Origin of the sequence: Vibrio antiquarius, assembly GCF_000024825.1 — a bacterium.
Classification (GTDB): Bacteria; Pseudomonadota; Gammaproteobacteria; order Enterobacterales; family Vibrionaceae; genus Vibrio; species Vibrio diabolicus.
Window position 1 is genome coordinate 1,776,138 of the sequence record NC_013456.1, and the last position, 23,976, is coordinate 1,800,113.

Annotated in this window: 21 protein-coding genes; 20 read left to right on the plus strand and 1 reads right to left on the minus strand. The window is 41.0% G+C overall.

Annotated elements, in window-relative coordinates:
- Positions 1–72: 72 nt before the first annotated feature.
- The 14 genes from VEA_RS08395 to VEA_RS08460 all read left to right on the plus strand — a co-directional run bounded on the left by VEA_RS08395 (position 73) and on the right by VEA_RS08460 (position 9,906).
- Complete coding sequence (locus tag VEA_RS08395) at positions 73–828, plus strand: YaaW family protein (protein ID WP_006741457.1); 756 nt, start codon at positions 73–75, stop codon at positions 826–828.
- A gap of 27 nt (positions 829–855) precedes the next feature.
- A complete protein-coding gene (locus VEA_RS08400; protein ID WP_006741458.1) occupies positions 856–1,485 on the plus strand; it encodes a P-loop NTPase family protein in 630 nt (209 codons plus the stop codon).
- A gap of 135 nt (positions 1,486–1,620) precedes the next feature.
- On the plus strand, positions 1,621–2,085 hold the full coding sequence (locus tag VEA_RS08405; RefSeq protein ID WP_041852931.1) for a hypothetical protein: 465 nt from the start codon (positions 1,621–1,623) through the stop codon (positions 2,083–2,085).
- A 144-nt stretch (positions 2,086–2,229) separates the two neighbouring features.
- Positions 2,230–2,727, plus strand: coding sequence for a DNA topology modulation protein (locus tag VEA_RS08410; RefSeq protein WP_012841694.1), 498 nt, complete (start codon positions 2,230–2,232; stop codon positions 2,725–2,727).
- Between the two features lie 132 nt (positions 2,728–2,859).
- Positions 2,860–3,240 (plus strand): hypothetical protein, encoded by a 381-nt coding sequence (locus VEA_RS08415; protein ID WP_012841695.1) that lies wholly within the window; start codon positions 2,860–2,862, stop codon positions 3,238–3,240.
- 158 nt (positions 3,241–3,398) lie between these two features.
- Positions 3,399–3,953 (plus strand): YdcF family protein, encoded by a 555-nt coding sequence (locus VEA_RS08420; RefSeq protein ID WP_230198171.1) that lies wholly within the window; start codon positions 3,399–3,401, stop codon positions 3,951–3,953.
- A 684-nt stretch (positions 3,954–4,637) separates the two neighbouring features.
- On the plus strand, positions 4,638–5,147 hold the full coding sequence (locus VEA_RS08425; RefSeq protein ID WP_012841697.1) for a GNAT family N-acetyltransferase: 510 nt from the start codon (positions 4,638–4,640) through the stop codon (positions 5,145–5,147).
- A 136-nt stretch (positions 5,148–5,283) separates the two neighbouring features.
- Positions 5,284–5,829: a hypothetical protein gene (locus tag VEA_RS08430; RefSeq protein WP_041852932.1), complete on the plus strand. Its 546-nt coding sequence runs from the start codon at positions 5,284–5,286 to the stop codon at positions 5,827–5,829.
- 177 nt (positions 5,830–6,006) lie between these two features.
- Positions 6,007–6,357, plus strand: coding sequence for a cupin domain-containing protein (locus VEA_RS08435; RefSeq protein ID WP_012841698.1), 351 nt, complete (start codon positions 6,007–6,009; stop codon positions 6,355–6,357).
- A 145-nt stretch (positions 6,358–6,502) separates the two neighbouring features.
- The gene (locus VEA_RS08440; RefSeq protein ID WP_024699537.1) at positions 6,503–6,979 is read left to right on the plus strand and encodes a GNAT family N-acetyltransferase; all 477 of its coding nucleotides are present in this window, start codon (positions 6,503–6,505) and stop codon (positions 6,977–6,979) included.
- Positions 6,980–7,125: 146 nt separating this feature from the next.
- Positions 7,126–7,893: a hypothetical protein gene (locus VEA_RS08445; protein WP_006741460.1), complete on the plus strand. Its 768-nt coding sequence runs from the start codon at positions 7,126–7,128 to the stop codon at positions 7,891–7,893.
- Positions 7,894–8,100: 207 nt separating this feature from the next.
- Entirely contained in the window at positions 8,101–8,724 is a 624-nt protein-coding gene (locus VEA_RS08450) for a hypothetical protein (protein ID WP_230198175.1), read from the plus strand.
- A gap of 144 nt (positions 8,725–8,868) precedes the next feature.
- Positions 8,869–9,222: a hypothetical protein gene (locus tag VEA_RS08455; RefSeq protein ID WP_012841701.1), complete on the plus strand. Its 354-nt coding sequence runs from the start codon at positions 8,869–8,871 to the stop codon at positions 9,220–9,222.
- Between the two features lie 183 nt (positions 9,223–9,405).
- On the plus strand, positions 9,406–9,906 hold the full coding sequence (locus tag VEA_RS08460) for a GNAT family N-acetyltransferase (RefSeq protein WP_012841702.1): 501 nt from the start codon (positions 9,406–9,408) through the stop codon (positions 9,904–9,906).
- A gap of 217 nt (positions 9,907–10,123) precedes the next feature.
- Here VEA_RS08460 and VEA_RS08465 read toward each other — a convergent pair whose 3' ends face one another.
- Positions 10,124–10,978, minus strand: coding sequence for a helix-turn-helix transcriptional regulator (locus VEA_RS08465; RefSeq protein WP_006741462.1), 855 nt, complete (start codon positions 10,976–10,978; stop codon positions 10,124–10,126).
- Positions 10,979–11,095: 117 nt separating this feature from the next.
- Between VEA_RS08465 and VEA_RS08470 the strand changes: the two genes are divergently transcribed.
- The 6 genes from VEA_RS08470 (at position 11,096) to VEA_RS08495 (ending at position 23,951) form a co-directional block, all read left to right on the plus strand.
- A complete protein-coding gene (locus VEA_RS08470) occupies positions 11,096–14,668 on the plus strand; it encodes a hypothetical protein (RefSeq protein WP_006741463.1) in 3,573 nt (1,190 codons plus the stop codon).
- A complete protein-coding gene (locus VEA_RS08475; RefSeq protein ID WP_006741464.1) occupies positions 14,650–16,713 on the plus strand; it encodes a hypothetical protein in 2,064 nt (687 codons plus the stop codon). Before VEA_RS08470 ends, VEA_RS08475 begins: the two co-directional genes overlap by 19 nt.
- A gap of 143 nt (positions 16,714–16,856) precedes the next feature.
- Positions 16,857–19,241 (plus strand): type I restriction-modification system subunit M, encoded by a 2,385-nt coding sequence (locus VEA_RS08480; protein WP_006741465.1) that lies wholly within the window; start codon positions 16,857–16,859, stop codon positions 19,239–19,241.
- Positions 19,238–20,551 carry a restriction endonuclease subunit S gene (locus tag VEA_RS08485; protein WP_006741466.1) on the plus strand — a complete coding sequence of 438 codons (1,314 nt, stop codon included), beginning with the start codon at positions 19,238–19,240 and terminating at the stop codon, positions 20,549–20,551. The genes VEA_RS08480 and VEA_RS08485 overlap by 4 nt, the downstream gene beginning before the upstream one ends.
- A complete protein-coding gene (locus VEA_RS08490; protein ID WP_006741467.1) occupies positions 20,552–21,967 on the plus strand; it encodes a DUF262 domain-containing protein in 1,416 nt (471 codons plus the stop codon).
- Positions 21,957–23,951 carry a DUF262 domain-containing protein gene (locus tag VEA_RS08495; RefSeq protein WP_006741468.1) on the plus strand — a complete coding sequence of 665 codons (1,995 nt, stop codon included), beginning with the start codon at positions 21,957–21,959 and terminating at the stop codon, positions 23,949–23,951. The genes VEA_RS08490 and VEA_RS08495 overlap by 11 nt, the downstream gene beginning before the upstream one ends.
- The last annotated feature ends 25 nt before the right edge of the window (positions 23,952–23,976 follow it).

A 23,976-nucleotide genomic window follows, 5' to 3' on the forward strand; every position in this document is an offset into this window, starting at 1 on the left:
TTGCTCACACCTTAACAGGGCGTTAGCAGTACAAGTTAGTGTAATAAGTAAAATAGTAATAAAGGAAAAAAAATGGCTTACAGATATGATAGTGACTTAGAGTTCTTAGGAGCAATTAAATCAGAAGACCTTAGTGACTTAGTTTATTGTTTAACTCATGATAAAGATGGTGAGGAGCGTTTTACTGAAGAACTAACTCAGCACGCTAAATATAAAAGACACTATCCAGATCATTCGATGTACTGGGAAGAAATAGCTGCAGAAATACAATGCTTCGGTGCCAACACTTTTGTGACTTTGTTACGTGGTGGTAAAGGCGTCGAGTATAAGGAAGTGTTGACTGATGTCTGCGATAAGATGAAAGTAAATTACAATAAAAACTCTAGTGTCGAAAAGATTGAGCAAAATTTGTTAATGAAAATTCTCGAGGAGGCTATTGAAAAAATGTCTCCGGAAGAGCTCAAAGAATTGGCATTGAGTACGGGTGTAAAAAATACTTCAGGCATAACGAAAGAAGCAATGGTTGGTGTTTTTCAGGCGGTATTTCGTGCCGGAGGTTTCAAGTCATATCAGCTAACACTAATTATCGTAAATGCCGTGGCTAAAGCATTAATTGGTCGTGGTTTGACGTTCGCGGGTAATGCAGCGCTTACTAGAACAATGGCGGTTTTGACTGGACCAATTGGTTGGGCTATTACTGGTCTATGGACTGCTGTTGATGTTGCTGGTGCTGCATACCGTGTAACAATCCCTGCTGTAATCCAAGTATCCGTTTTGAGGCAGAAACATATCTATGAAAAACAAGCTGAAGAAGTCGAGTTCTCGTAAGATATACTGCTAACAAAGCATTTAAGAGTGATTCCCAACGCTTGGCATTTTCGGTGTCATCGTTGGGTTTTGTGTTTACGGTGGTATGGTTTAGTTTTGTGGCAGCGTTGCTCACACCTTAATGCGGCGTTAGCATGCGGGAGTAATATGAAGAAAATTCTCATCATCGGTAATTCTGGCTCAGGCAAGAGTTGGTTGTCGAAACAGTTATCCCGAAAACTTCAGTTGCAAGAAGTTAACTTGGACTCGATTGTATGGGAGCCAGGTGGCTATAATCAAAAACGCTCCACCGGAGCAATCGAAAATGAAATTGCTAGTATAAAGTCTCAATGCAACTGGGTAGTTGAGGGATTATTTGGTGCTTTAGCCGAACAGCTTATTTTTTCTGCTGACATGCTGTTGTTTTTGGATTTGGAATGGTCTGAATGTGAAAGTTCTCTTTATGCTCGTGGTTCGGAGAGCTCGAAGCAACTTAATGAGGAACAGGCGGAGAAGAATTTTCGTGAACTATTAAAATGGGCTTCTGAATACTCGGTTCGCGAATCCAAAAGTTCACGACAGTTCCATCAGCAATTGTTCAGAGATTTTCACGGTTCTAAAGTACGTTTCACAACACGCTCTCAAGTGAATGAGTTTGTAGCGGAAACAACATGCTAACAAACTGTTTAAGAGTGATTCGCAACGCTTGGCATTCTTACTATGCGTTGAGTTCAGTGTTTACGGCGCTTTGCAGAGCCTTTTGTATTGCGTTGCTCACACCTTAACAGGGCGTTAGTGTTGAAAGGAAAATTTGTGCAGCAAGATGATTTATTTATTTCTCGCTATGTAGCGGGGCGACTCTCTACCGAAGACTTATTAGCTTTTGCTGAGAGCAAATTGAAGTCTGGAGTATATACGGATGAAATTTTGGCGGTATATGATGCTGAACCTATATGGGAAGTAGTGTCAGAGATGTTTGAAGTGATGATTAAATCTCTAGGGCATGAGAAACCGTCATTCGAAGCTGCTATAGATTTTTTAGTTAGATACCATATATCTCAAATAGTTTACAGAAGCGCCAACCCTAGTCAGCAATTTGAGTTACTTTTACGCGATATTTCTCGATTTGATTTACATGAAAATATTGAGTTCTTTGTAGGCGATAATATAGGTATACATAAGATTTATGGGGCATTTCATGATTTCTACGCATCTGATTCAGAGCGGGATTTTTTTATATTTAACGAATGTAAAGTATGGTTGGAGTTACAACACTAACAAAGCGTTTAAGACGGATTCCCAACGCTTGGCATCTTCGGTTTGATTCAGCTTTAGTGTTTACGGCACAATGGTTTAAGTAAGGTGGTTGCGTTGCTCACCACTTAACGCGGCGTTAACTGGATTGATGACGAGGTAAGTCCGATGAAAAGAATTGCGGTCATTGGTTCCGGCGGTTCGGGTAAATCCACATTTTCGGCACTATTAGGTAAAGAGTTGAATTTGCCTGTTCATCATCTCGATCAGCTATATTGGAAACCAAATTGGGTTAAAACTCCAAAAGATGACTGGCTCAAAATTCAAAAAAGTCTTTGTGAAAGCGAGTGTTGGATTATCGATGGTAATTATCAGAGCACCCTTGATATAAGGTTTGAAGCTTGTGACACAGTAATATTCTTAGATGTAAACCGATATACCTGTATCTATCGAGCACTAAAGAGAACATTATTAAGTAGTAAGCGTCCAGATTTAGCTGAAGGTTGCGATGAAAGGTTTGATATCGAATTCATCAAATTTTTATGGGACTATCCTCAAAATTCGAAACCCGTAATAATGGACAAACTCAATACACTTACAAGCAATAAGCGTGTAATTATCGCAAAATCGGTAGAGCAAGCACTCCACCTTTGCAAATCCAGTTAACAAACAGTTCAAGAGGGATTCAGCACGCGTGGCATTTTTGGTATGCGTTGATTTCGGTGTTGAAGTGCTATGCAGCGGCTCGGTCATTGCGTGCTTCACCCCTTAACTGGGCGTTAGCAGTTTGGAGAAGTTATGAAGTATCTCACTTTTGTTTTTTTGTTAGTATCATTTACCAGTCAAGCTAGTTGCTATGTTGTTGGCGACCTAAAAGGCTTTTCTACACGTCAAATCGAAAGTTTTGAAATAGGCAAAGATGGCATTTCATCTCAAAAATTCATTGTTGAATTTAAAGGTGATGAAAGTAGCGTCTCTCCAAATAACATGAGTTGTTTTCAAGCTGGCGCAGCTACATTAATCTGCGCTGATGTTAGCAATAGTGGCGAATCGACTATCGAAACGTGGGCTGTATATCCAGATTCAGAAAAAGCTGTATATACAAAGTCCATCAATGGTTTTGGGGCTTTTAATGGGGCAAATATGTTCGTAGGTAACATCAAGGGGCACTGCGACTAAACTGCTAACAAATTGTTCAAGAGGGATTCGCAACGCGTGGCATTTTTACTATGCGTTGGTTTTAGTGTTTGAGGCGGTATGCGGTGGCTTCTATATTGCGTTGCTCACCCCTTAACAAGGCGTTATGCGTATTCACTCAATCGTGTAAGGGAATAGGATTGAATAAAAACGAAATCGAGAGTATTACGCAGGTGGTTTTTCCGAAACACCAAGATGAGTTCCAACATGCAGAAGTACTTGTTGTTCTTGGTAGTTACAAAGCAACTCAATACAAGATGCCAACTGCTGTACAACTGTACAAAGAGAAAAAAGTTTCCAAGCTTCTGTTGTCAGGTGGCAACTTGGCAATAGATCGAAAGCCCGAATTTGAGTCGATGAGAGAGTATGCTTTGACTAATGGTGTTTCAGAATCGGATATTATCTTAGAGCCACATGCAAAAAATACAGTAGAGAATGCACAATTTTCCACAGAGATTATCGTAGAAAGTGAAGTCGCGAAAAAATCAGTGGCAATACTGACAACGGCTTTCCACATAAAACGGGCAAAGCACCTATTTAAAAACGTCTTACCGCAAAGCTTGGATCTTTATGGTTACTTTGTAAACGATAGAAGCACTCGCAGGGATAATTGGTGGCTGACAGAGAGCGCAGTCTCACGTGTAATGCACAGTCATGAAGTGATAAAGAGTTTAGGCGTTAAACCATACGCATAACAAATTGTTCAAGAGTGATTCGGCACGCGTGGCAATTTTACTATGCGTTGGTTTTAGTGGTTAAGGTGGTATGCGGAAGCTTTGGTATTGCGTGCCTCACACCTTAACAAGGCGTTATGCGACAAGGCTAATTTTTAGGTTTCTCTAAATTTAATCTCTTTGGCCATTCGTTTTTTGGTTTCGGCAAATCAGTATTTTCGGCTCAAATCCTTGAATCACTCAAACCGTAAGACATGCCAAAGTTCGTGAAGTTGCCTCATTAAAAATCGTATTTGGTCGTGGAAGGTTTTTCGGGCTTAAAGTGTGGAAAGGGCAAGTTTATGGAAAGCCGATACTTGCGGAAGTCCTGGCTCGTTAAGTTTCTCTCAAGTAAAAGCCAAATCTTCGCTTTAAGGCAGCGTACCGCGCTCGTGTTCGCCTTTCCTGAAAATGTTGAGTTCGTTGGTTCTTGAATCACAAAAAGTCATCTGCGCGTTTGTAGTTTTCCGTGTTTAAGATAATGTTTTCGTTAGCCAATTTAGCATTGCCGAAAAATCGCATAACAAACAATTTAAGCAGATTCGCAACGCGTGGCAGTTTTGGTTTGCAGTGAGTATTGTGTTTACGGCGCAATGCGGAAGCTTTTGTATTGCGTTGCTCACTACTTAATTGGGCGTTATAAAGCTCGAAGAAAAAGGAAATTTCGTGGAAATTCGAACAGGTAAAATTAAAGATGTTGCTGGTATCACAGACATCTTTAATTTTTATATTGAACACACCAATTCACGTTTTGAGGAAGTTCCATTTACTCTGGAAAATCGTCAGAAATGGTTTTCTCAGTTTTCTAGCACTACCAAATATCAACTATATGTAGCCACAGAAAACGGCGTGTTGCTAGGTTTTGCATGTTCCCAACAGTACAGAGCAATTTCAGCTTTTGACGACACCGTAGAAGTGACCGTTTATCTGGCACAAGAAGCAAAGGGGAAAGGTTTAGGTTCTAAACTATATACTCAGTTGTTCTCATCAATTCGTGCCTATGGTGTCCATCGTGTATTGTCGGGTGTTGCATTACCAAACGACGCATCAGTTGCATTACATAAACGGTTTGGTTTCAGAGAAGTCGGAGTTTTCAATGAATATGCGAAGAAACATGGGCAGTACATAAGCTCAGTGTGGTTCGAAAAGGCGTTTAACGTAGAGTCCGCTTTATAACAAACAATTTAAGAGTGATTCGGCACGCGTGGCATTTTTGGTATGCGTTGGTTTTAGTGGTTAAGGTGGTGTGCGGAAGCGTCGGTATTGCGTGCCTCACACCTTAATTGGGCGTTATAAATATTTAGGAGTTTTAATGAGAACCTTCAGCAAGGAAGAGAAAGCCATTCTTAGTAAGTTAGTTAAATCAAAGACACTTCGAGATGAAGGTATGATTTTGCTAGATTTATTTTTAGAAAATGAATTTTTTGGTCACAATAGCAATAAAAGCATCTTGGCTGACCCAACAGCAGGTAAAACATACGTATCAGTTGACTCACTTGATAAAGAAGTTTGTAGAAATGGGCTAATAGAGACAGTAACTCTAGTTCAGCTATTAACGGAATTAGAAGAAAATGGTTACGTTTCTTTCGTAGGTAGTACCAATTCTAATAAAATAGCGATAGGTAACCAGCACAGCAATGGAACCACTGTCGAGCTTCCTTCATCTTTAAGTAAATTCGTTAATACAACATTGGGTAATTTTATATTACCAAGTGCTTCTTTAAAGGAACTCGTTGACAATAAGTTCAAATCTGAAGATCAAAGAAGACACTGTCAGGCTATGTGGGTTGCTAGCATTGCTTTAATAACATCCATCGCATTTGGGGTTTGGGGTATTGTTAAAGACCTATTCGCATAATATTTATAACAAAGCATTTAAGAGTGATTCCCAACGCTTGGCACTTTCAGTTAAAGGTTGGGTTTCGTGTTTACGGTGGTATGGTTAAGGTTTGGCGGTAGCGTTGGTCACACCTTAATGCGGCGTTATGGCGCTTTACAGATCTGCTGAAAATAATCAGAAAGGAATTCGGAAAAAATGATACGTAATTTTTACACTTGTGATAAAGAAGTCGATGAAAATAGCCATGATGGAGAAGGTTCAATTGATATCTATCGTGCATTTAGGCGTAAAGATTTCGATGGTGCTTGGGATTTCGCTATCCGTGTAGTTATGCCACCAGGAAGTTCTATGGGTGAGCATACTCACGGAGACGATGAAGAAATGTATATCATTTTGAAAGGTGAAGGCACTATGACCATTGAAGGTGAGGAAAGAAAAGTGACTTCAGGAGATATGATAGTTAATAAACGTTTTGGCACTCATGGTTTGGTTAATACATCGGCCAATGAAATTGAGTTACTTATCATTCAAGCAAGTCTAAAATAAATCACCATAACAAAGCGTTTAAGGCAGATTCGCAACGCTTGGCGGTTTCACTTCGACTCAGCATTTGTGTCTACGGTGTAAGGTTTTAGGTCGGGTGGTCGCGTTGCTCACTACTTAACGCGGCGTTATACGATTAAGGAGAAAAATGAAGCCTGATTTACACGGAAGTAGGGTTGTATTGAGGTCAATTCAAATGGAAGATTCTGAAGACCTGTTTGAGATTTATGGTGATGTTCAAACAATGGAATTTGCCTCAGATCCGGTTTTTCCATCGAAAGATTTGATATTTCAGATGCTAGAAAGCGTCGTCCAATTAGAAAAGTCGGGTGAATCGCTGGAATGGGCAGTTTTAGAGCAATCGACCAACAAAGTTATTGGAACTTGCGGTTTACATAGTTTTAGTGATTGTGGTCGTTCATGTGAGGTTGGATGCTTACTTAATTCAGCATATTGGCGACAAGGCTATATGTTGGAAGCTCTCAGTTTATTATTTTCTCACGCAAAATCTGTGGGCATTGAAAAATTGTATGCAGACATTGATGAAGGTAACTTTCGGTCTAAAGCTCTGTTTGAAAAATTAGGTTTCAAAGCCCAAAAAGGTCTGTTTCAACGCTCGTTGTGAGAAATCGTATAACAAATTGTTCAAGAGTGATTCGGCACGCGTGGCATTTTTACTATGCGTTGGTTTTAGTGATTAAGGTGGTATGCGGCAGCTTCGGTATTGCGTGCCTCACACCTTAACAAGGCGTTATATTTCAGGAGAGTAAAGTGCAATTAAATCATAGTTTTATTAATGAGCTAAAGTCTACTCTAGAGGAGTCATCATTTAGTGCTGATGACTTTGAGATTAGCTCTGAGAACAAAAATTACTTGTTCTCCATTTCTTTTCTTCACTATGACTCTTTCCAAGTCGTTGTGCGTGAAATCGAGTACGAAAAAGAAACCAAAGTAACTAAACCAATTCCGAAAGATATTTACTCAGCGACATTTAGAACCCTTAGTGGAGATGAAACTAAATATACAACGGATAAAGTTCAATCAATTGAAGTGACTCTAGTTCCAGGCGAATTAAAGGCAACAGATATCTACGAAATTTCAGATCTTAGCCATATCAAGTATGACCTAAAAGAATGGTGTAATAACATCGAACGTGAATTACTGGTTATATATGCCGAAGAGCCTTCATGCGATGTTAAGCTGTCTGAACAGATCGAGGAGATGTTTCCAACGGAAATGTTCGACTCCGATGAACGTTTTGATGAATCTGAACTAGTAAAACTCAAAGATAGCCTTCATAGCCTAAAAGAGCGAGTTAGAGCCATTCGCGAAGAATGTGATATCTCTGAAGAAAAAATTAAAGTATTAGAATCTGCATTGAATAAAGCTGAAACTAATGCCAAATCTTTTCCTAAAGGTGCTTGGCTGCGTTTCAATAAAGCAAAAATCACGAATGCCCTAAAGAAAATCTTTGCAACACCTGAAGTTCGTCAGCTAGGTTATGAAGTAATCAAAAAGATCGCACTTCGAGAAATATAACAAACAATTTAAGAGGGATTCCCCACGCTTGGCATTTTTGGTTTGGGTCAAGTTTAGTGTTTACGGCGTCTAAATTGAGTATCGTGGTAGCGTGGCTCACCCCTTAATTGGGCGTTATGTTGTAATCATGGGGGATATCACACATTGCTTAAAAGAATAGGGTTATATCTGAGGGAAATATGTTCCATCTTTATCGGCTTTTATCTGATGGCTATCATTCTTGTTTATTCGTTAGATACAAAGCAAAGTTTTGTGTCGGTGCTAAATAGTTTAGGTATTTTTCTTTCATCAATTGGTGTGGTTGTGGCTATTTTGACAGTTCTCCAGCAGCACTACTTGCACCAATCTAAAGAAATTAATGCGGCTGTTAATTCTTCAAATAACTTTATGTTCAAGTTAAGTTGTATGTTGGAAGTCTACGGCTGCATAAAGCAAAATTATCTTGAACAATTTGATAAGCAAGCGGGCGATATAGAATTACTGGATGGTGACATTTCTGATTGGTTAGTCGAAGTTGATTTGGAGACGAACATCTTTATCTCTGAGCTTGATTCACACGTCTATGTGGATTCTTATTATGCTATTTTTAACTACAATCGTTATATTGAGGGGATATTTCGTTGGCAAAGAAATCAAAAAGAACATAGTGATGATGAGAATATAATATATCTTACCGAGCGCTTGAATGGTTTAGAAGAGTTCGGTAGCTCGCTTATTGAACTACAAGAAAAAATGCACAAATTGCTAAGGAATAACTTCCCACAACATTCGTTCTTTAACTCAAGTGTTACACATGATGAATTTAAAAACTTGGCAAAAATTACAACATAACAAATTGTTCAAGAGTGATTCGGCACGCGTGGCATTTTTACTATGCATTAGTTTTGGTGGTTAAGGTGGTATGCAGGAGCTTCAGTATTGCGTGCCTCACACCTTAACAAGGCGTTATGTAGCTAGGTAAGAAATGGAGTATAAATGCTTGGTTTAGTTCGATTTGTATTGGTTGCGAATGTAATAGCAGTCGTAATAGTTGTTGGTCTTGAGATGTCTACAGGCTTCTTTGGACTTAAGTTTGTGTCGGACTACGCATTTTTCATCGTAATGCTTTTATGGGGAACAACCGCCTTATTTTTCATGTACCCGCCTCTAGGTGGTATAGGGCAGTCCGACGACAAAGTTGATACGGTTACAGATTCTATGGTTGACCGTACTGTAGCGGATGAAGTTGATGAAGAACGGTTTTCAGAAAACACAGTTTTTTGCATCAAGCTACTTATATCTGGGGTGCCTGCATTCTTGGTTTGCATCCTAGCGAGCATCGCTACATAACAAGCAATTTAAGAGGGATTCACAACGCTTGGCATTTTTGCTTCTACTTCAAATTTAGTGTTTATGGCACAGTGCTTTAGGTTGGGTGGAGGCGTTGTTCACCCCTTAATTGGGCGTTAGTTGTTGCCGGAAATCTTGAACTCATGTACAAAGCAATTCCAATTACAATAGGAGTTAAGTTGCATGAGTTTAGTTGTACGTCAGGTGACTCTCGATGATGCTGAAGGCATTACAAATGTCCTCAATCCCATCATTATTGAAGGCTTATACACAGTATTGGACACAACCTTTACCCCTGAAGAAGAAAAAGAGTTTATTGCTCAATTTCCTGAGCGCGGTGTGTTTACAGTTGCGTTGTCCGGAAGTGACTCAACGGTTATTGGTTTCCAAAATATTGAGCCGTTCGCACAATACACAAAAGCTTTTGACCACGTGGGCATAATTGGTACGTTTGTCAGTGAAAATGCTCGTGGTCAAGGTGTTTCAAAAGAGCTTTTCAACTCGACATTCGAAGTTGCAAAGCAAAAGGGCTATGAAAAGCTATTTGCTTACGTCCGTAGTGATAATGAGCGAGCTTTGGCAGCTTATCTTAAACAAGGCTTTGAAATTGTAGGTACTGCGAAGAAGCATGCAAAAGTTCGCGGGGAATACGTAGACGAAGTCCTCATAGAGAAGTTTTTGTAGGTGTTGAGTAGCAAAAACTAACAAGGCATTTAAGAGGGATTCTTAATCTTTATATAAGTTGTTGTTTTATAATGTGGCTTTTCTTTTTCTATTACTCTTGGGGGTACATTGAGGGGAACTGCAAAAAAAACTTTAAAATGAGATTTGAATCACGTATTGTGTCAATAAGTTCACAGTTGAATTCGGGTGTTATCTGAATACAGATCAATTTTCTGTATCATAGGTAATTTGTTAGCTCAGATAAATTACCTAATACAATTTGCTGGCCTTGAGGATTAGACTTCTGCGTGTGTATATCGATGCTATAAGCATCTAGCACATATCGTATTAATGATGCATTTGTAGCGATGCTAAGAACGCCGTCACTCATGGCATAGTCTTTTTCAATTACCTTTTTCTGTTTCTCGTTCAAACGCGGGTCAGGCACAATATCAACATTCACTTTAGTGATCCAAAGCTCGTCAGCGTGTTTGTCGTAAGTGGCTTGCTCGTTAATATCCGGTATCCCATGAATACGGCTTAACACAAAGTCGCGGAAGCCACCAGCATGTTCACAATAAGCGCGAACATGCCAGCGTAGTGGGGTACAAACTAAGGTATGAGGGGAAATTATGCGCCCCGAGCACTCACCATCTTTTAACGATGTGTAGCAAATATCGACACGTTTTTTCTCTCTGATGGCTTGAACTAACGGACGCAAAATTTCTGGTGATATGCTGCGTGTGACTGGGCGCACCATGGTTGTATTTTCAAAGCCCATATTGAGATCAGCAAATGTTACGGCCATATCTTCACTACGAGAAAGAATGTGCAGATACTCATCCGCATGACCGCTTGTTAACTTGGGAACAAAGCTATCGCTCGGCTTGTAGCCTTTAAGCCGTTTGTCGTAAATGAGGTTGCCAGGTGCGACATCAACTAAGTAAGTATTGATGTCTTTGGAGGCTTGCTGCCGACCAATGCCAAAGCTCTGTATTAAGTGGTTGGTATTTAATCTTCCTTCCCACAAAGCAATAATCTCAATCATTCTGTATCGAAACAGTAGATCCCAACGGATTGGCCACGCACTCACTCTAAGATTCCTGCCTAGTTACTCGACATGTTTATGTATTCAGTATTTACCTGTCGCTAATGACGTCATACTATGATCTGGTTAATAAAACATCAAGATCTGCGGGGGTAATAGTGTATGAACGTGTCGATAGAAGAGTTTACTCATTTTGATTTTCAGCTTGTTCCCGATCCTTCGCCCCTTGAGCTGGTAATTACAGAGTCGCTCAAAAGTCACATTGAAGTAAATGGCGTTAAATCTGGTGCTTTGCTCCCATTACCGTTTCAGACAGGAATCGGTAAAACTTACACGGCACTAAATTTCTTACTCCAGCAGATGTTAGAGCAAATACGAAGCGAGCTGAAAGAAGAAAATACCAGCAACAAATCCAAACGCTTACTGTATTACGTTACTGATTCAGTAGATAACGTGGTAAGCGCGAAAGCAGACTTGTTGAAGTTAATTGAAAAGCAGACAGTCAAGGGTGAGCCTCGCTTCACTTTAGAACAACAAGAGTACCTTAAAGCGCAAATAGTACACCTGCCCAACCAGTCAGAGCAGCTATTGCAATGTTCTGATACGGTATTGAATGAAGTGTTAACCGGATTTAACTTGGACGCTGAGCGTGATGTTCAATCAGAGTGGAGTGCCATATCAGGTCTAAGACGCCATGCGAGTAATCCTGAAGTTAAAGTCTCTTTAAATAGGCAAGCTGGTTACTTCTACCGTAATTTAGTCGACCGCTTGCAAAAGAAACAAAAAGGGACCGATAGAGTATTGTTGAGCGGTTCGTTGCTAACATCCGTTGAAACACTATTACCGGGTGAAAAAATTCGTAATGGAAGTGCTCATGTTGTTTTCTTAACGACTAGCAAGTTTCTGAAAGGCTTCCACAATACTCGTTCGCGTTATAGCCCATTGCGCGATCTAAGTGGTGCTGTACTTATCATTGATGAAATTGACAAGCAGAATCAGGTCATCCTTTCTGAGTTGTGTAAGCAACAAGCGCAGGACTTAATTTGGGCGATCAGAACATTAAGAGCAAACTTTAGAGATCATCAACTTGAGAGCTCGCCTCGCTACGACAAAATTGAAAACTTATTTGAACCACTCCGTGAGCGACTTGAAGAGTTTGGCACCAAGTGGAATCTAGCGTTCGCGTTTAATACGGAAGGAGCTAACTTGAATGAGCGGCCTGTTAGGTTGTTTTCGGATAGAAGCTTCACGCATGTAAGTAGTGCCACTCATAAGCTGTCATTAAAATCAGATTTATTGAGACAGAAAAATCTCATATTCAGCGATGAGAAAGTAGAAGGCTCTCTCATTGAAAAAAACGGCCTTTTAACCCGCTTTGTCAATGAAGCCGATGTTATATATCAGTGGTTTCTTGGCACAATGCGTAAAGCCGTGTTTCAGTACTGGGAGAACGTTCGTGGCCTAGAAATCGAAGTACGCGAAAATAGAAGTCTAGAAGGAACGTTTCAAGAAGCTGTTCAATCCCTGCTTACTCACTTCAACTTACAAGAATTTGAGTCTGCAGTTTACGAGTCTTTCGATACGCGGGGGTTACGGCAATCTGCAGGTGGTAAAGCGTACAAGTTAAGTTCTAGCAAGAGTTACCATCATACCGGACTAAAACTTGTAGAGGTGGCTCATAATCAGGGGACTCGCGATACCGTAAATTGTAAAGCGTCATTCCTAAACACTTCACCATCGGGTGTCTTAGCGGATATGGTTGATGCAGGTGCCGTCATCCTCGGGATAAGTGCAACGGCGAGAGCAGACACCGTAATACATAACTTTGATTTTAAATACTTGAATGAGCGTTTGGGTAAAAAGCTTCTATCTTTTTCGAGAGAGCAAAAACAGCGGGTAAATGATTATTACCATAGTAGACGCAACTATAAAGATAACGGCGTGGTTTTAACGGTCAAATATCTCAATAGCCGAGATGCATTTCTTGATGCTTTGTTGGAAGAATATAAGCCGGAAGCTCGGTCAAGTCACTTTATCCTAAATCACTATCTCGGTATTGCGGAATCAGAGCAGGCATTTGTTCGTAGTTGGTTGTCTAAGCTCTTAGCTAGCATTAAAGCGTTTATCTCAGCCCCTGATAATCGTTATATGCTGTCGTTGTTAAACCGCACCCTAGATACAACACGTCAGAACATTAACGATTTCATCCAGTTCTGCTGCGATAAATGGGCAAAAGAATTTAATGTCCAAACCAGGACATTTTTGGGTGTGAATGCTGATTGGATGAGGTTGGTTGGCTACGATGAAATTTCCAATCACCTAAACACTGAGCCAGGGAAAGTCGTTGTATTTAGTACATATTCTTCAATGGGAGCAGGTAAAAACCCTGATTACGCAGTTAATTTAGCGTTGGAAGGTGGAAGCTTAATATCCGTTGCCGATGTCACTTATAGCACCCAGCAGCGAAGCGATATAGACAGTATTTATCTTGAAAAACCTACTCAGCTACTCCTGTCAGATGATTACTCGCACACTGCTAACCAGCTTTGTCAGTTCCACCAAATCTTATCTTTGCAAGAGAACGGCGAGTTGTCACCGAAAAGCGCTGAAAGCTGGTGTCGACAGCAACTTATGGGCATGAGCAGAGAGCGCTCTTTACAGCAATATTACCAAACAAGTGACTACCAAAGCGCGGTAAGGAAATACATTGAGCAAGCGGTAGGAAGAGCCGGGAGAACGCCTTTGAAACGAAAACAAATTCTCTTGTTTGCTGATTCCGGTTTGAAGGAAATTCTGGCGGAAGAGAGTAGAGAGCCAAGCTTGTTTTCGCACGAATATGTTGCTTTGGTTGATAAAGCGCAATCAGCGAACAAGGCGAAAGTTGAGGATCGAGCTATTCGTCGTTTGTTTAATCTTGCTCAACGAAACAACAAAGACGGTATGCAGTCAATCAAGGCCCTAGTTCGTCGTTTACATAATCAACCTGCATCTGATAATGATATTCAAGAGTGGCAAGATATTAGAACTCAGTTACTTCGCTATCCGACGATCGTCTCTCAACCTGAGCGATTCAATCGGTTGTATTTACAGTCTATGACTAAAGGGTATTACCGTTATCAAGGTAATCTAGATGGTGATCCGAATAGCTTCGAGTTCTTTTATAGGGTGCCTTATGGCGATATGGTTTCAGAGGAAGCATGCAGCCTAGCGACGTTAGCACAGAACCAACATGTGAGGCAGTGGTTTGAGCACAAAGGCTTTGCCTGTTCGTGGCAAAAAGAAGCGTATGTGATGACGCCAATTATGTTTACCAATATTTATAAGGGAGCATTGGGCGAGCAAGCGGTAGAGGCAGTGCTAACAGCATTCGATTTTACCTTTGAAGCAGTTCTACATTCTATTTACGAGCGATTTGACAACAGAGTCATATTTGCAGGGATTGAGCAACCGATCTGGCTAGACAGCAAATATTGGAAGCATGAAGGTAATGAAAGCAGCGAAGGCTACAGTTCGAAAATTTCATTGGTAGAAGAAGAGTTTGGACCTTCGAAGTTTATTTATGTGAATGCGTTAGGGGATGCCTCAAAGCCGATTAGATATTTGGACTCGTGCTTCGTAGAAACTTCACCACAGTTAGCTAAAGTTATTGAAATTCCAGCACTAATTGATGATAGCAATGCCGACACCAACCTAACCGCAGTACAGGAGTTGATAAAATGGTTACACAACAGCTAGAACCTTCCTCACACGGTCCGTTATCAACCTTAGTGGAACAAATATCCATTGACACTGATTGGGTTGATAGAAGCTTCGCGATTTACTGTGTCAGTTATAAAGGAATAGGCTTCTCAGAACGACTTAAGCGTTTAGTAACATTAGCGTCTGAAATCTATAAGTCAGGAAGTGTTTATTGCTTAGTCAAAGGTGCCAATAAAGAAGCTTGTTATTGGGTGCTGTTACCACAGGACGCCAAATTAGGCCTCAAAGACACCTCTTTGGCTATCAAACCAGTTAACGCTGCCGAGCTACCTACATGGCAATTGGCCCGTTTACTGATTAAAGCGATACCAAAAGTATTGAGTGGCACTACGCCAGAGATAAAGCGCTTTGAAAGTGAAGGTTTATATTATCTAGTCAAAAGCAAAAAGTTACCGAAAGGTCACTCAGGCTATGAATTAACCACCGTGGAAATCGATTTAGCGCCATGTGCAGCGCTTGGATTCAAACAAACACTGTCAATGAATGCCAAAACGTTTTCCCCTTTGTCTTGGTTTACGTTAGAGAACGGAGAGATACAGAAAAAGGCAAAGTTTGCTGCACGTTATCAACTTGATGATGTGGGGATGTTGGTAAGCAAATCCATAAAGGGAGACTACATCAAGAAGCCGCTTTACTCTAATGCGAAGAATCGAATTCAGGCGATTGATATAACCAAAGAATCTTATAGCGGTTTTCAACTATCTAAGATCGGTATTCTTGAACAGTTCATGCAAGATCTTAAGCAAGCTTATGGTGATTCAGTTTCGGTGAAGTTGCAGCGGATTCCCGGAGAAAAGCATAGATTTGTTTCAGATACGATTGTCAAAAATCACTATGTCGGGCTGTTTGATGCGTTGAAAGAGCATCGTTTGGTGATCTGTGATTTAACCGAAAGCAAAGATACTGACGCTGCATTAACCTTGCTTCATGGTATCGAGCATCTAGATATAAACGCAGAAATAGCTGAAGTTCCGATTCGTGGGGCATTGAATATCCTAATTGTTGGTAATAAAGACACCTACAAGTCAGCTGAAGAAGATCCGTATCAGGTTTATCGCAAAAAGTACCAAGATACCGTTTTCCAGTCGTGTTACCCAGAGCGCTTATGGAACCGTCAAGGCCAGCCAAACTGCCATGTGGTGGAAGTGCTGTTAAAAGAACTACTTATCAAGCTAGAAGTCCATACAAGAAAGCATTTGATTGAGTACCCAAGCGGCCCTGAAGGATGTGTATATTACATGCCTCAGCGACCGCAAGGCGAGTCTTCAGAGGTGCGAGATGGGCCGTGGCCAGTGTATGCGTCTAAGTTAGTGGGCGATGGATGGCAATATACACAAGCGACTCAAGAGGAGCTTGAAGATATTGAACTCGATTTAGGTAATGATAAATGGCAAGTATTTCAAGGATTCCAACGTTCCCCTTTTATTTATTGGCCGGAGACGGGGAACTATGCCATTTTCATTGACACTGGCATTCAAATGCTGCCGGAATTTGAAGCGGTTGCAGAGCGATTGCGTGAACTTAAAGAAGGCCGTTCACAAGATGTTCCTATTGCATTGTTGACTCAGTTCATTGAAGAAAACCCCGAGAGTAAAGTTGTAACCAAACTGAGAGTGATATTGTCAGAGTGGGATGATACGGCCCCTCTACCGTTTGATGAGTTTTCGACAATCGCATACAAAAGCAATGATGAAAAACAATTCTATGATTGGCTGCGCGAACAAGGATTCTTTTTAAAAACATCGATGAGAGGGCAAAGTGAGGGATTCTTTAATGCATCTTTAGGTTTCTTCTATAACCGAGAGCTGGGGATGTACTTTGCTGGTGGCAAAGGCAGCCCACAGAGCAAAATAGAAACTTTTAGCCATTTATACTTGATAAAGCATTCGTTTGATGCACTACCAGAAGAGGTAGAAAACTTGTTTGATGTTTATCACTTAAGGCATCGTCTACCAACCGTAACACCTTATCCATTTAAGCATCTGCGCGAGTATATTGAGATGCAGCATTTTAAATCTTGATAGCAGACCAAACCAAGGAGCTAGTAGCGAGCAGAAACCAATGTTTTATTCGCTACTAGCGTCAAAAGCCAGTAAAATCCTGCCCAATTATCCCTATTATTATTGTTTGAATTTCAAGCAACTATCGTTTTAAGAAGAATATTATGGACCACTCAGTACATAACAAACTCATTTCATTTATTTGGTCGATTGCTGACGACTGTCTCCGCGATGTTTATGTTCGTGGTAAATACCGCGACGTTATCTTGCCTATGGTGGTATTACGCCGTCTGGATACGCTTTTAGAACCATCAAAAGAAGCAGTACTGGAAGAAGTTAGATTTCAGAAAGAAGAGATGAATGAAACTGAGCTTGATGATGCACCATTGTGTGCTGCATCAGGTTATGTGTTCTACAACACGTCTAAGTGGACTCTACAAACGCTGTTCAGTACTGCGACCAACAACCAACAGATTCTGCTGGCTAATTTCGAAGATTACCTGAACGGTTTTAGCGACAACGTAAAGGAGATTGTTGAATGTTTTAACCTGAAAGCTCAAATTCGTCACATGGCGGGCAAAGACGTTCTGCTAGATGTGGTTGAGAAATTCGTTTCACCTTACATCAACCTAACACCGACGGTTAAAGAAGATCCTGAGGGCAATAAACTGCCAGCGCTCAGCAATCTTGGTATGGGTTATGTGTTTGAAGAATTGATCCGCAAGTTCAATGAAGAGAACAATGAAGAGGCTGGTGAGCACTTTACCCCACGTGAAGTTATCGAGCTGATGACTCATCTTGTTTTCGACCCAATCAAAGATGAGCTGCCACTTTCAATCACAGTGTATGACCCAGCTTGTGGTAGTGGCGGTATGCTGACAGAAACGCAGAACTTTGTTGAAGAAAAATACCCAGCATCAAATCGTGATATCTACCTTTACGGTAAAGAGATCAACGATGAGACTTACGCCATCTGTAAGTCAGATATGATGATCAAAGGTAACAACCCACAAAACATCCGTGTTGGCTCAACTCTTTCTACCGATGAGTTCTCATCAGAACGTTTTGATTTCATGCTATCTAACCCGCCTTATGGTAAGAGCTGGGCGAGTGAACAAAAACACATCAAAGACGGTAAAGACGTCGTTGATGGCCGCTTTAAAGTGAAGTTAAAAGACTACTGGGGTGTTGAGTCTGAACAAGATGCTATTCCTCGCTCAAGTGATGGCCAGTTATTGTTCCTGATGGAAATGGTCACCAAGATGAAGTCGCCACAAGTCAGCCCATTGGGTTCACGCATTGCGTCTGTTCACAACGGTTCAAGCTTGTTTACGGGTGATGCAGGCAGTGGTGAAAGTAATATTCGTCGCTTCATTATCGAAAATGACATGCTGGATGCGATTGTTCAGTTGCCAAACAACCTGTTCTACAACACGGGTATTACCACTTATATCTGGCTGCTTAATAACAACAAACCTGAAAGCCGCCAAGGTAAGGTGCAACTGATTGATGCTAGCTTATTGTTCCGCAAGTTGCGTAAGAACTTGGGTAACAAGAACTGCGAGTTCTCACCAGAGCACATTGCGAAAATTGTCTCGACCTATCTTGATAATAAATCCGTTGAGCGTGCAATCGATGAGAAAGGCGATTCGGTGGGTATTGCCGCGCAAGTATTCAAGAACCAAGATTTTGGTTACTACAAAGTGAATATTGAGCGCCCAGATCGCCGAAATGCCCAATTCCGTTCTGACCTAATTGAGCCGCTACGTTTTGAAAAATCACTACGTGAAGTGATGGAGTACTTGTACGTCGAATATGGCGAGAAAGTATACGACGCAGGGTTTGTTAAAGGGGTTGAGAAAGAGATAACCAAGTGGTGTGAAGAAAATGATATTAGCCTAAACAAAGCGGCGAAAACCAAATTGCTGGATACGAAAAACTGGATTAAACAGCGCACACTGGTTAATGCAGCGAGTCAATTACATAGCAAGATTGGTGACGAAGTTTATAACGACTTTAATCAGTTCAAGCAACTAGTGGATGCAGAGCTAAAATCACTCGGTCTTAAGCTTGCTGCAACTGAGAAAAAAGCCATTTTGGATGCGGTAAGCTGGTATAACGAAAACGCAGAAAAAGTGATTAAGAAAGTCGCGAAACTTAAGCAAGATAAGTTAGACGAACTGTTAGAAAGCTACGAATGTGAGCTACAAGACTTGCCAGATTTCGGTTACTACCCAACGGGCAATCACAACGAGTTCGTCACTTATGAATCAAGTTCAGACCTGCGTGACAGCGAATCCGTGCCGCTTGAACAAAGCATCTATCAATACTTCCTTGATGAGGTGAAGCCGCATGTTGATGAAGCATGGGTAAACCTAGAATCAGTCAAGATTGGCTATGAGATCAGCTTTAACAAGTATTTCTATCGTCACAAGCCACTTCGCAGCATGGATGAAGTCGCCAAAGACATTATTGCGCTAGAACAAAAAGCGGAAGGCTTGATTTCTGACATTTTGGGGGGGGATGTAGTTAAAGGGGATGCTAAATGAACTTGTTAACATCAATGCCCAAACATAATGAATATACGGACACTGGTATAAGCTGGTTAGGTTCTATACCTTCTCACTGGGAGGCGGCTCCTCTTTGTTCGGTATCAAAGCTGAAGTCGATAACGAACCATGTGGGTGAGCCATTACTGTCCGTTTACTTGGATAAAGGTGTAATTCGATTTGATGAGGTTGAAGCGAAGCGAACGAATGTAACAAGTTTAGACCTTAGTAAGTATCAGTTAGTCGAACCGGGTGACTTTGTCTTAAATAATCAACAGGCATGGCGAGGCTCTGTTGGTATTTCTGCTCATAGAGGAATCGTTAGCCCTGCATATTTGGTATTACAGTTATCATCAAAAATTTATCCTCGTTTCGGAAATTATTTGTTCCGAGATGGGTCTATGGTGGCCAACTATCTTGTTAACTCAAAAGGTGTGGGAACTATTCAGCGAAATCTATACTGGCCTCAGCTAAAAAGGGCATTAGTTTTTTTTCCGGGGCTTGATGAGCAAATTGCAATTGCCAACTATCTTGATGAAAAAACGTCGCAAATCGATGAAGCTATCGCAATCAAACAAAAGCAAATAGAGTTGTTAAAAGAGCGCAAGCAAATCATCATTCAGCAAGCCGTTACGCAAGGTTTGAACCCTGATGTGCCAATGAAAGATTCTGGCGTGGATTGGATTGGAAAAATTCCTGAGCATTGGACAGTATCTAAGATTGGCCACTACGCAAGAGTTTATAATGGGTCAACACCTAGTAGAGATGTGAAAAGGTATTGGGACGAAGGAACCATACCTTGGATGTCTTCCGGCAAAGTAAATGACTATATAATTTCCACTCCGTCAGAGTTGATAACTACTGCGGCATTAAGAGAATGCTCTTTACGTATCTTTCCTAAAGGAACAGTTCTGATAGGGATTGTCGGTCAGGGGAAAACTAGAGGTACTTCAGCAATGTTGGCTATTGATGCTGTTATAAATCAGAATGTTGCAGGCATAATTCCTTCAGAAAAAATTCTAAGTGAATTTTTACATCAATATTTAATTCAAGCTTACGATGAAGTCAGAAATCAAGGCCAAGGTTCAAACCAAGAAGCACTAAACTGTCAAATATTAAGCTCATTTAAGATTGCATTTCCTTCAATTATCGAGCAAAAAGAAATAGTTCACTTTATCGCCATACAATCACAAAAATTAGATCAATCTATAGATATTCAATTTAACCAAATAGAAAAACTTAAAGAATACAAAACCACCCTGATCAACAGTGCGGTTACAGGCAAAATAAAAGTCACGGAGCTGGTATAAATGGCAGTAGTTGTTTCCAGTTGCACCTTAGAACAGCTCTTTTCTGGTGTGCCAATTCTAGCCTCTGACGGTAAGGTTCAAAAAGACATTCACGGGATGCTCACCATCCCTGAATATCAGCGTCCATATCGTTGGAATGAAGAGCAAATTACTCGTTTGTTGAATGACTTCAAGGTTCACCAGCAAGAGTTAGTCGGTAAGCCTGAAGCAGAGCACTGCCCATTTTATCTGGGTAGTGTCATCCTCCACCAGCAAGGCGATAAGCTTAACATCATTGATGGTCAGCAACGCCTGACAACGATGGCTTTAATCTCTTATCTAGCGGATAAACATGCTGACCTAAAACTGGTTTATGAATCACCAGAGAGCCAGCAGCAGATTAAACATAATCTTGGTTGGCTTTTAGCTCAAAATTCGAGATTGGAAAACATCGACTTTGCTCAAATCAACATCACGCTGGTGGTGACGAATAGCGAAGATGAAGCCTACCGCTTTTTTGAAACCCAGAATACAGGTGGGGTACGGTTAGCGGGACCAGATATTATCAAAGCCCACCATCTGCGTGCAGTGAATGAAAAAGACAAGTCTGCAGTAAACACCTTTGCAACCCGTTGGGAAGCGCTGGGGGATTTGAGCCCAGTCGTGGATATTTTGTTACGTGGTCGCTATTGGCAATACCTTAACTTTCGTAATTACCCGCTGCATAACCAAATTCAGCAAGTACGTAATAGCATTGTCGCTGAGCTGGCAGAAGAGACAGGCAAAGGCGATGACATCGCTTTTGGCAGAATAGCGCGTACCTATATGTCAAATGGTGGTGAGAGTGTATCTCAACCTCAAGTTGGCTATGAGTTGCGTCAGCCTCTAAATAGTGGCGAGAACACGATTCACTACTTGCAATATTTCGAGCAACTGCGCCAAACCTATTTGCTGAATCAAACAACTCAAGGCGAATTAGCGGGCTTTTACGATTTCTATAAAAAATTAGTGTGTAAGCTTGATGGCTGCGGTTATCTTAAACAGCTCTACGATGCTTGCCTGTTGCTTTACATCAGCCAGCATGGGCAGCAAAGCCTAGAAGTGGCTGCGAAAAAGCTATTTCGCGTGGTTTATTCTCGCCGAGTCGAAAACCAAACGGCAGTAAAAGAGAGATCTGTTCCTGCATTTGTCAAAGAAACGCCTGTGTTGGATTGGATTGCGATGAGCTATACCCCAGAGCAATGTTTTGCTCTGTTAGACGGCTTTAAGCTGTCAGTAGATAAGAGCGGCTTTGATAAAAACAGTGTTAAAAAACGCTTCGTAAAACGCGTAACTCAATACTTTAAGCTTGAAATCGATGAGCAAGACTATGCGAACCAATTTGGTCTTTCATTTAGCCAACATATCTCTGCGTTAGGAGTGCAACATGGGCGATAATTTATCAGTCAAAACTGAGCTGCTGACGCTTGAAAAAATTTATACAGAGAACTATCAATTTTCTATCCCTAGTTATCAGCGTCCTTATGTCTGGTCAGATGATGACGTCTTACTGCTGTTCAGAGATATTAAAGAAGCTTGCCGCTTGAAGGAGCCAAATTACTTTATTGGCACAATTCTATCGTCTCGTATTGAGCAAGATGGGGAACGTATTTATGAGCTTATAGATGGTCAGCAGAGAACGACTACTTTAATGTTGATGACGATTGCCTTTAAGTATGCAGGCATCAAATCTGACCTAGCTGGGCTAGCTGTTTACCATTCGAGCGAGGGTGAAGATAAACCGCGTCTTCAGTTCGCTATTCGAGATCAAGTTCAGCAGCTTTTAGGTGGTTTAGCAGGGCTTAAAAATTATCAAACTCCCTCTAAGGAATCGATTACTGATAATGCTTATCTAAAACAGATGGGCGTTGCGCTAGATGTATTGACGAAAGAAGTGAAAAAACTTAACTCTGACGATGAAGTGAGTGCCGAAGACCTGGGTGATTACCTCTACCGCCAAGTTCAATGGGTGAACAACATTGTGCCAACAGAAATGGATTTAAACCGGTTGTTTGCCACCATGAACACCGCTGGTATCCAACTAGAGCAGGCGGATATTTTAAAGGCTAAGCTGTTTAAGCAGATTCACACTGACAAAGCACAGTATGATGCGATGTGGGTGGCATGTGAGCACTTAGAAAATTATTTTGAACGCAATGTTCGTAAAGTTTTCCCTAACGCCGATTGGTATAGCATTGAGCCTGAACATTTGGCGTCTTTTGATCCAGAACGTTTCTGTTCGGCACATGAAGACAAAGATAATAAGGAATCATCAGGGTTTTCGATTGCTCAACTTGCTAAGCAGTTAAAACAGGAATCAACACCTGAAAACACTGAACAGGACAAATTTGAAACATACGACCTAGATGTTGAGACCGTTTACTGCCGCCCAATAATCAAGTTCCCACAGTTACTCATTCATGCTTACCGTGTTTACCTTGCACTTAATGGAGGTCAAGATATTGAGCCACGCCTTCATAGTGATCGCTTATTGGAGATATTTGAACCACTTATCAATGGTGATGAGCAATCGGTAAAGCTGTTTATCGAAACGCTATGGCAGGTTCGCTACCAGTTCGACCGTTTGGTTGTAAAATGGGTAGAACGTGATGATGCAACAGATGTGCAGTTGGCGTTAACTCGTCAGTACCTAAGCGAATCAAAGGGTAAGCGGTATATTAACCGTGAGCCGAAAAATATAGGTGAGCTGGTTCTCCTACAAAGTGTTCGTAACTTTACCGGAGAGCGCAGCGCCCAGTATTGGTTAACGCCGTTTATCACTGGTTTGATCCGTTCGAACGTCATGCAAGATACCGAGGCACTAGAGCTACTGGAAAGTATCGATAACAAAATGTCACTGTCTATTGATACACAGAAAGAGGCGAGCTTTGCTTTAGCTAGCGGGTTACAACCCAATTGCCAGAGTTGGCAATCTCAATCGACGTATTTTGAACAGTCGCTAGGTACTAGTTTTGAGCATTACTGGTTTCAAAAGCTTGAATATTTGATTTGGAAGCAGATGAAGTCGTCAGAATCCTCGTTGTCTGCTGAAGAATTGAATAAGTTCAAAAAGTACCGAATTACATCCAAAAACTCTGTAGAACATGTTCATCCTCAAAATGATGAGTATAAGAGTGAGTTAGCATATGAAACTTTAAACTCATTTGGTAATTTAGTACTACTTAGTCCCGGTGAAAATTCTTCTTATAGTAATCAAGATGTAGACAAAAAACGCATCGATTTCGATAGGAAGTCCCATTTCGATGCACTGAAACTAAGAAAAATATTTAATGTGAAAGGACAGGGTACTTGGGGTAAACAGCAGATTGAACAACATCTAGATGAGATGATGGCAGTTTTTGCTCAGCACTATCAACATTAGTAAAAAATAAAACTTCGAGTTATTA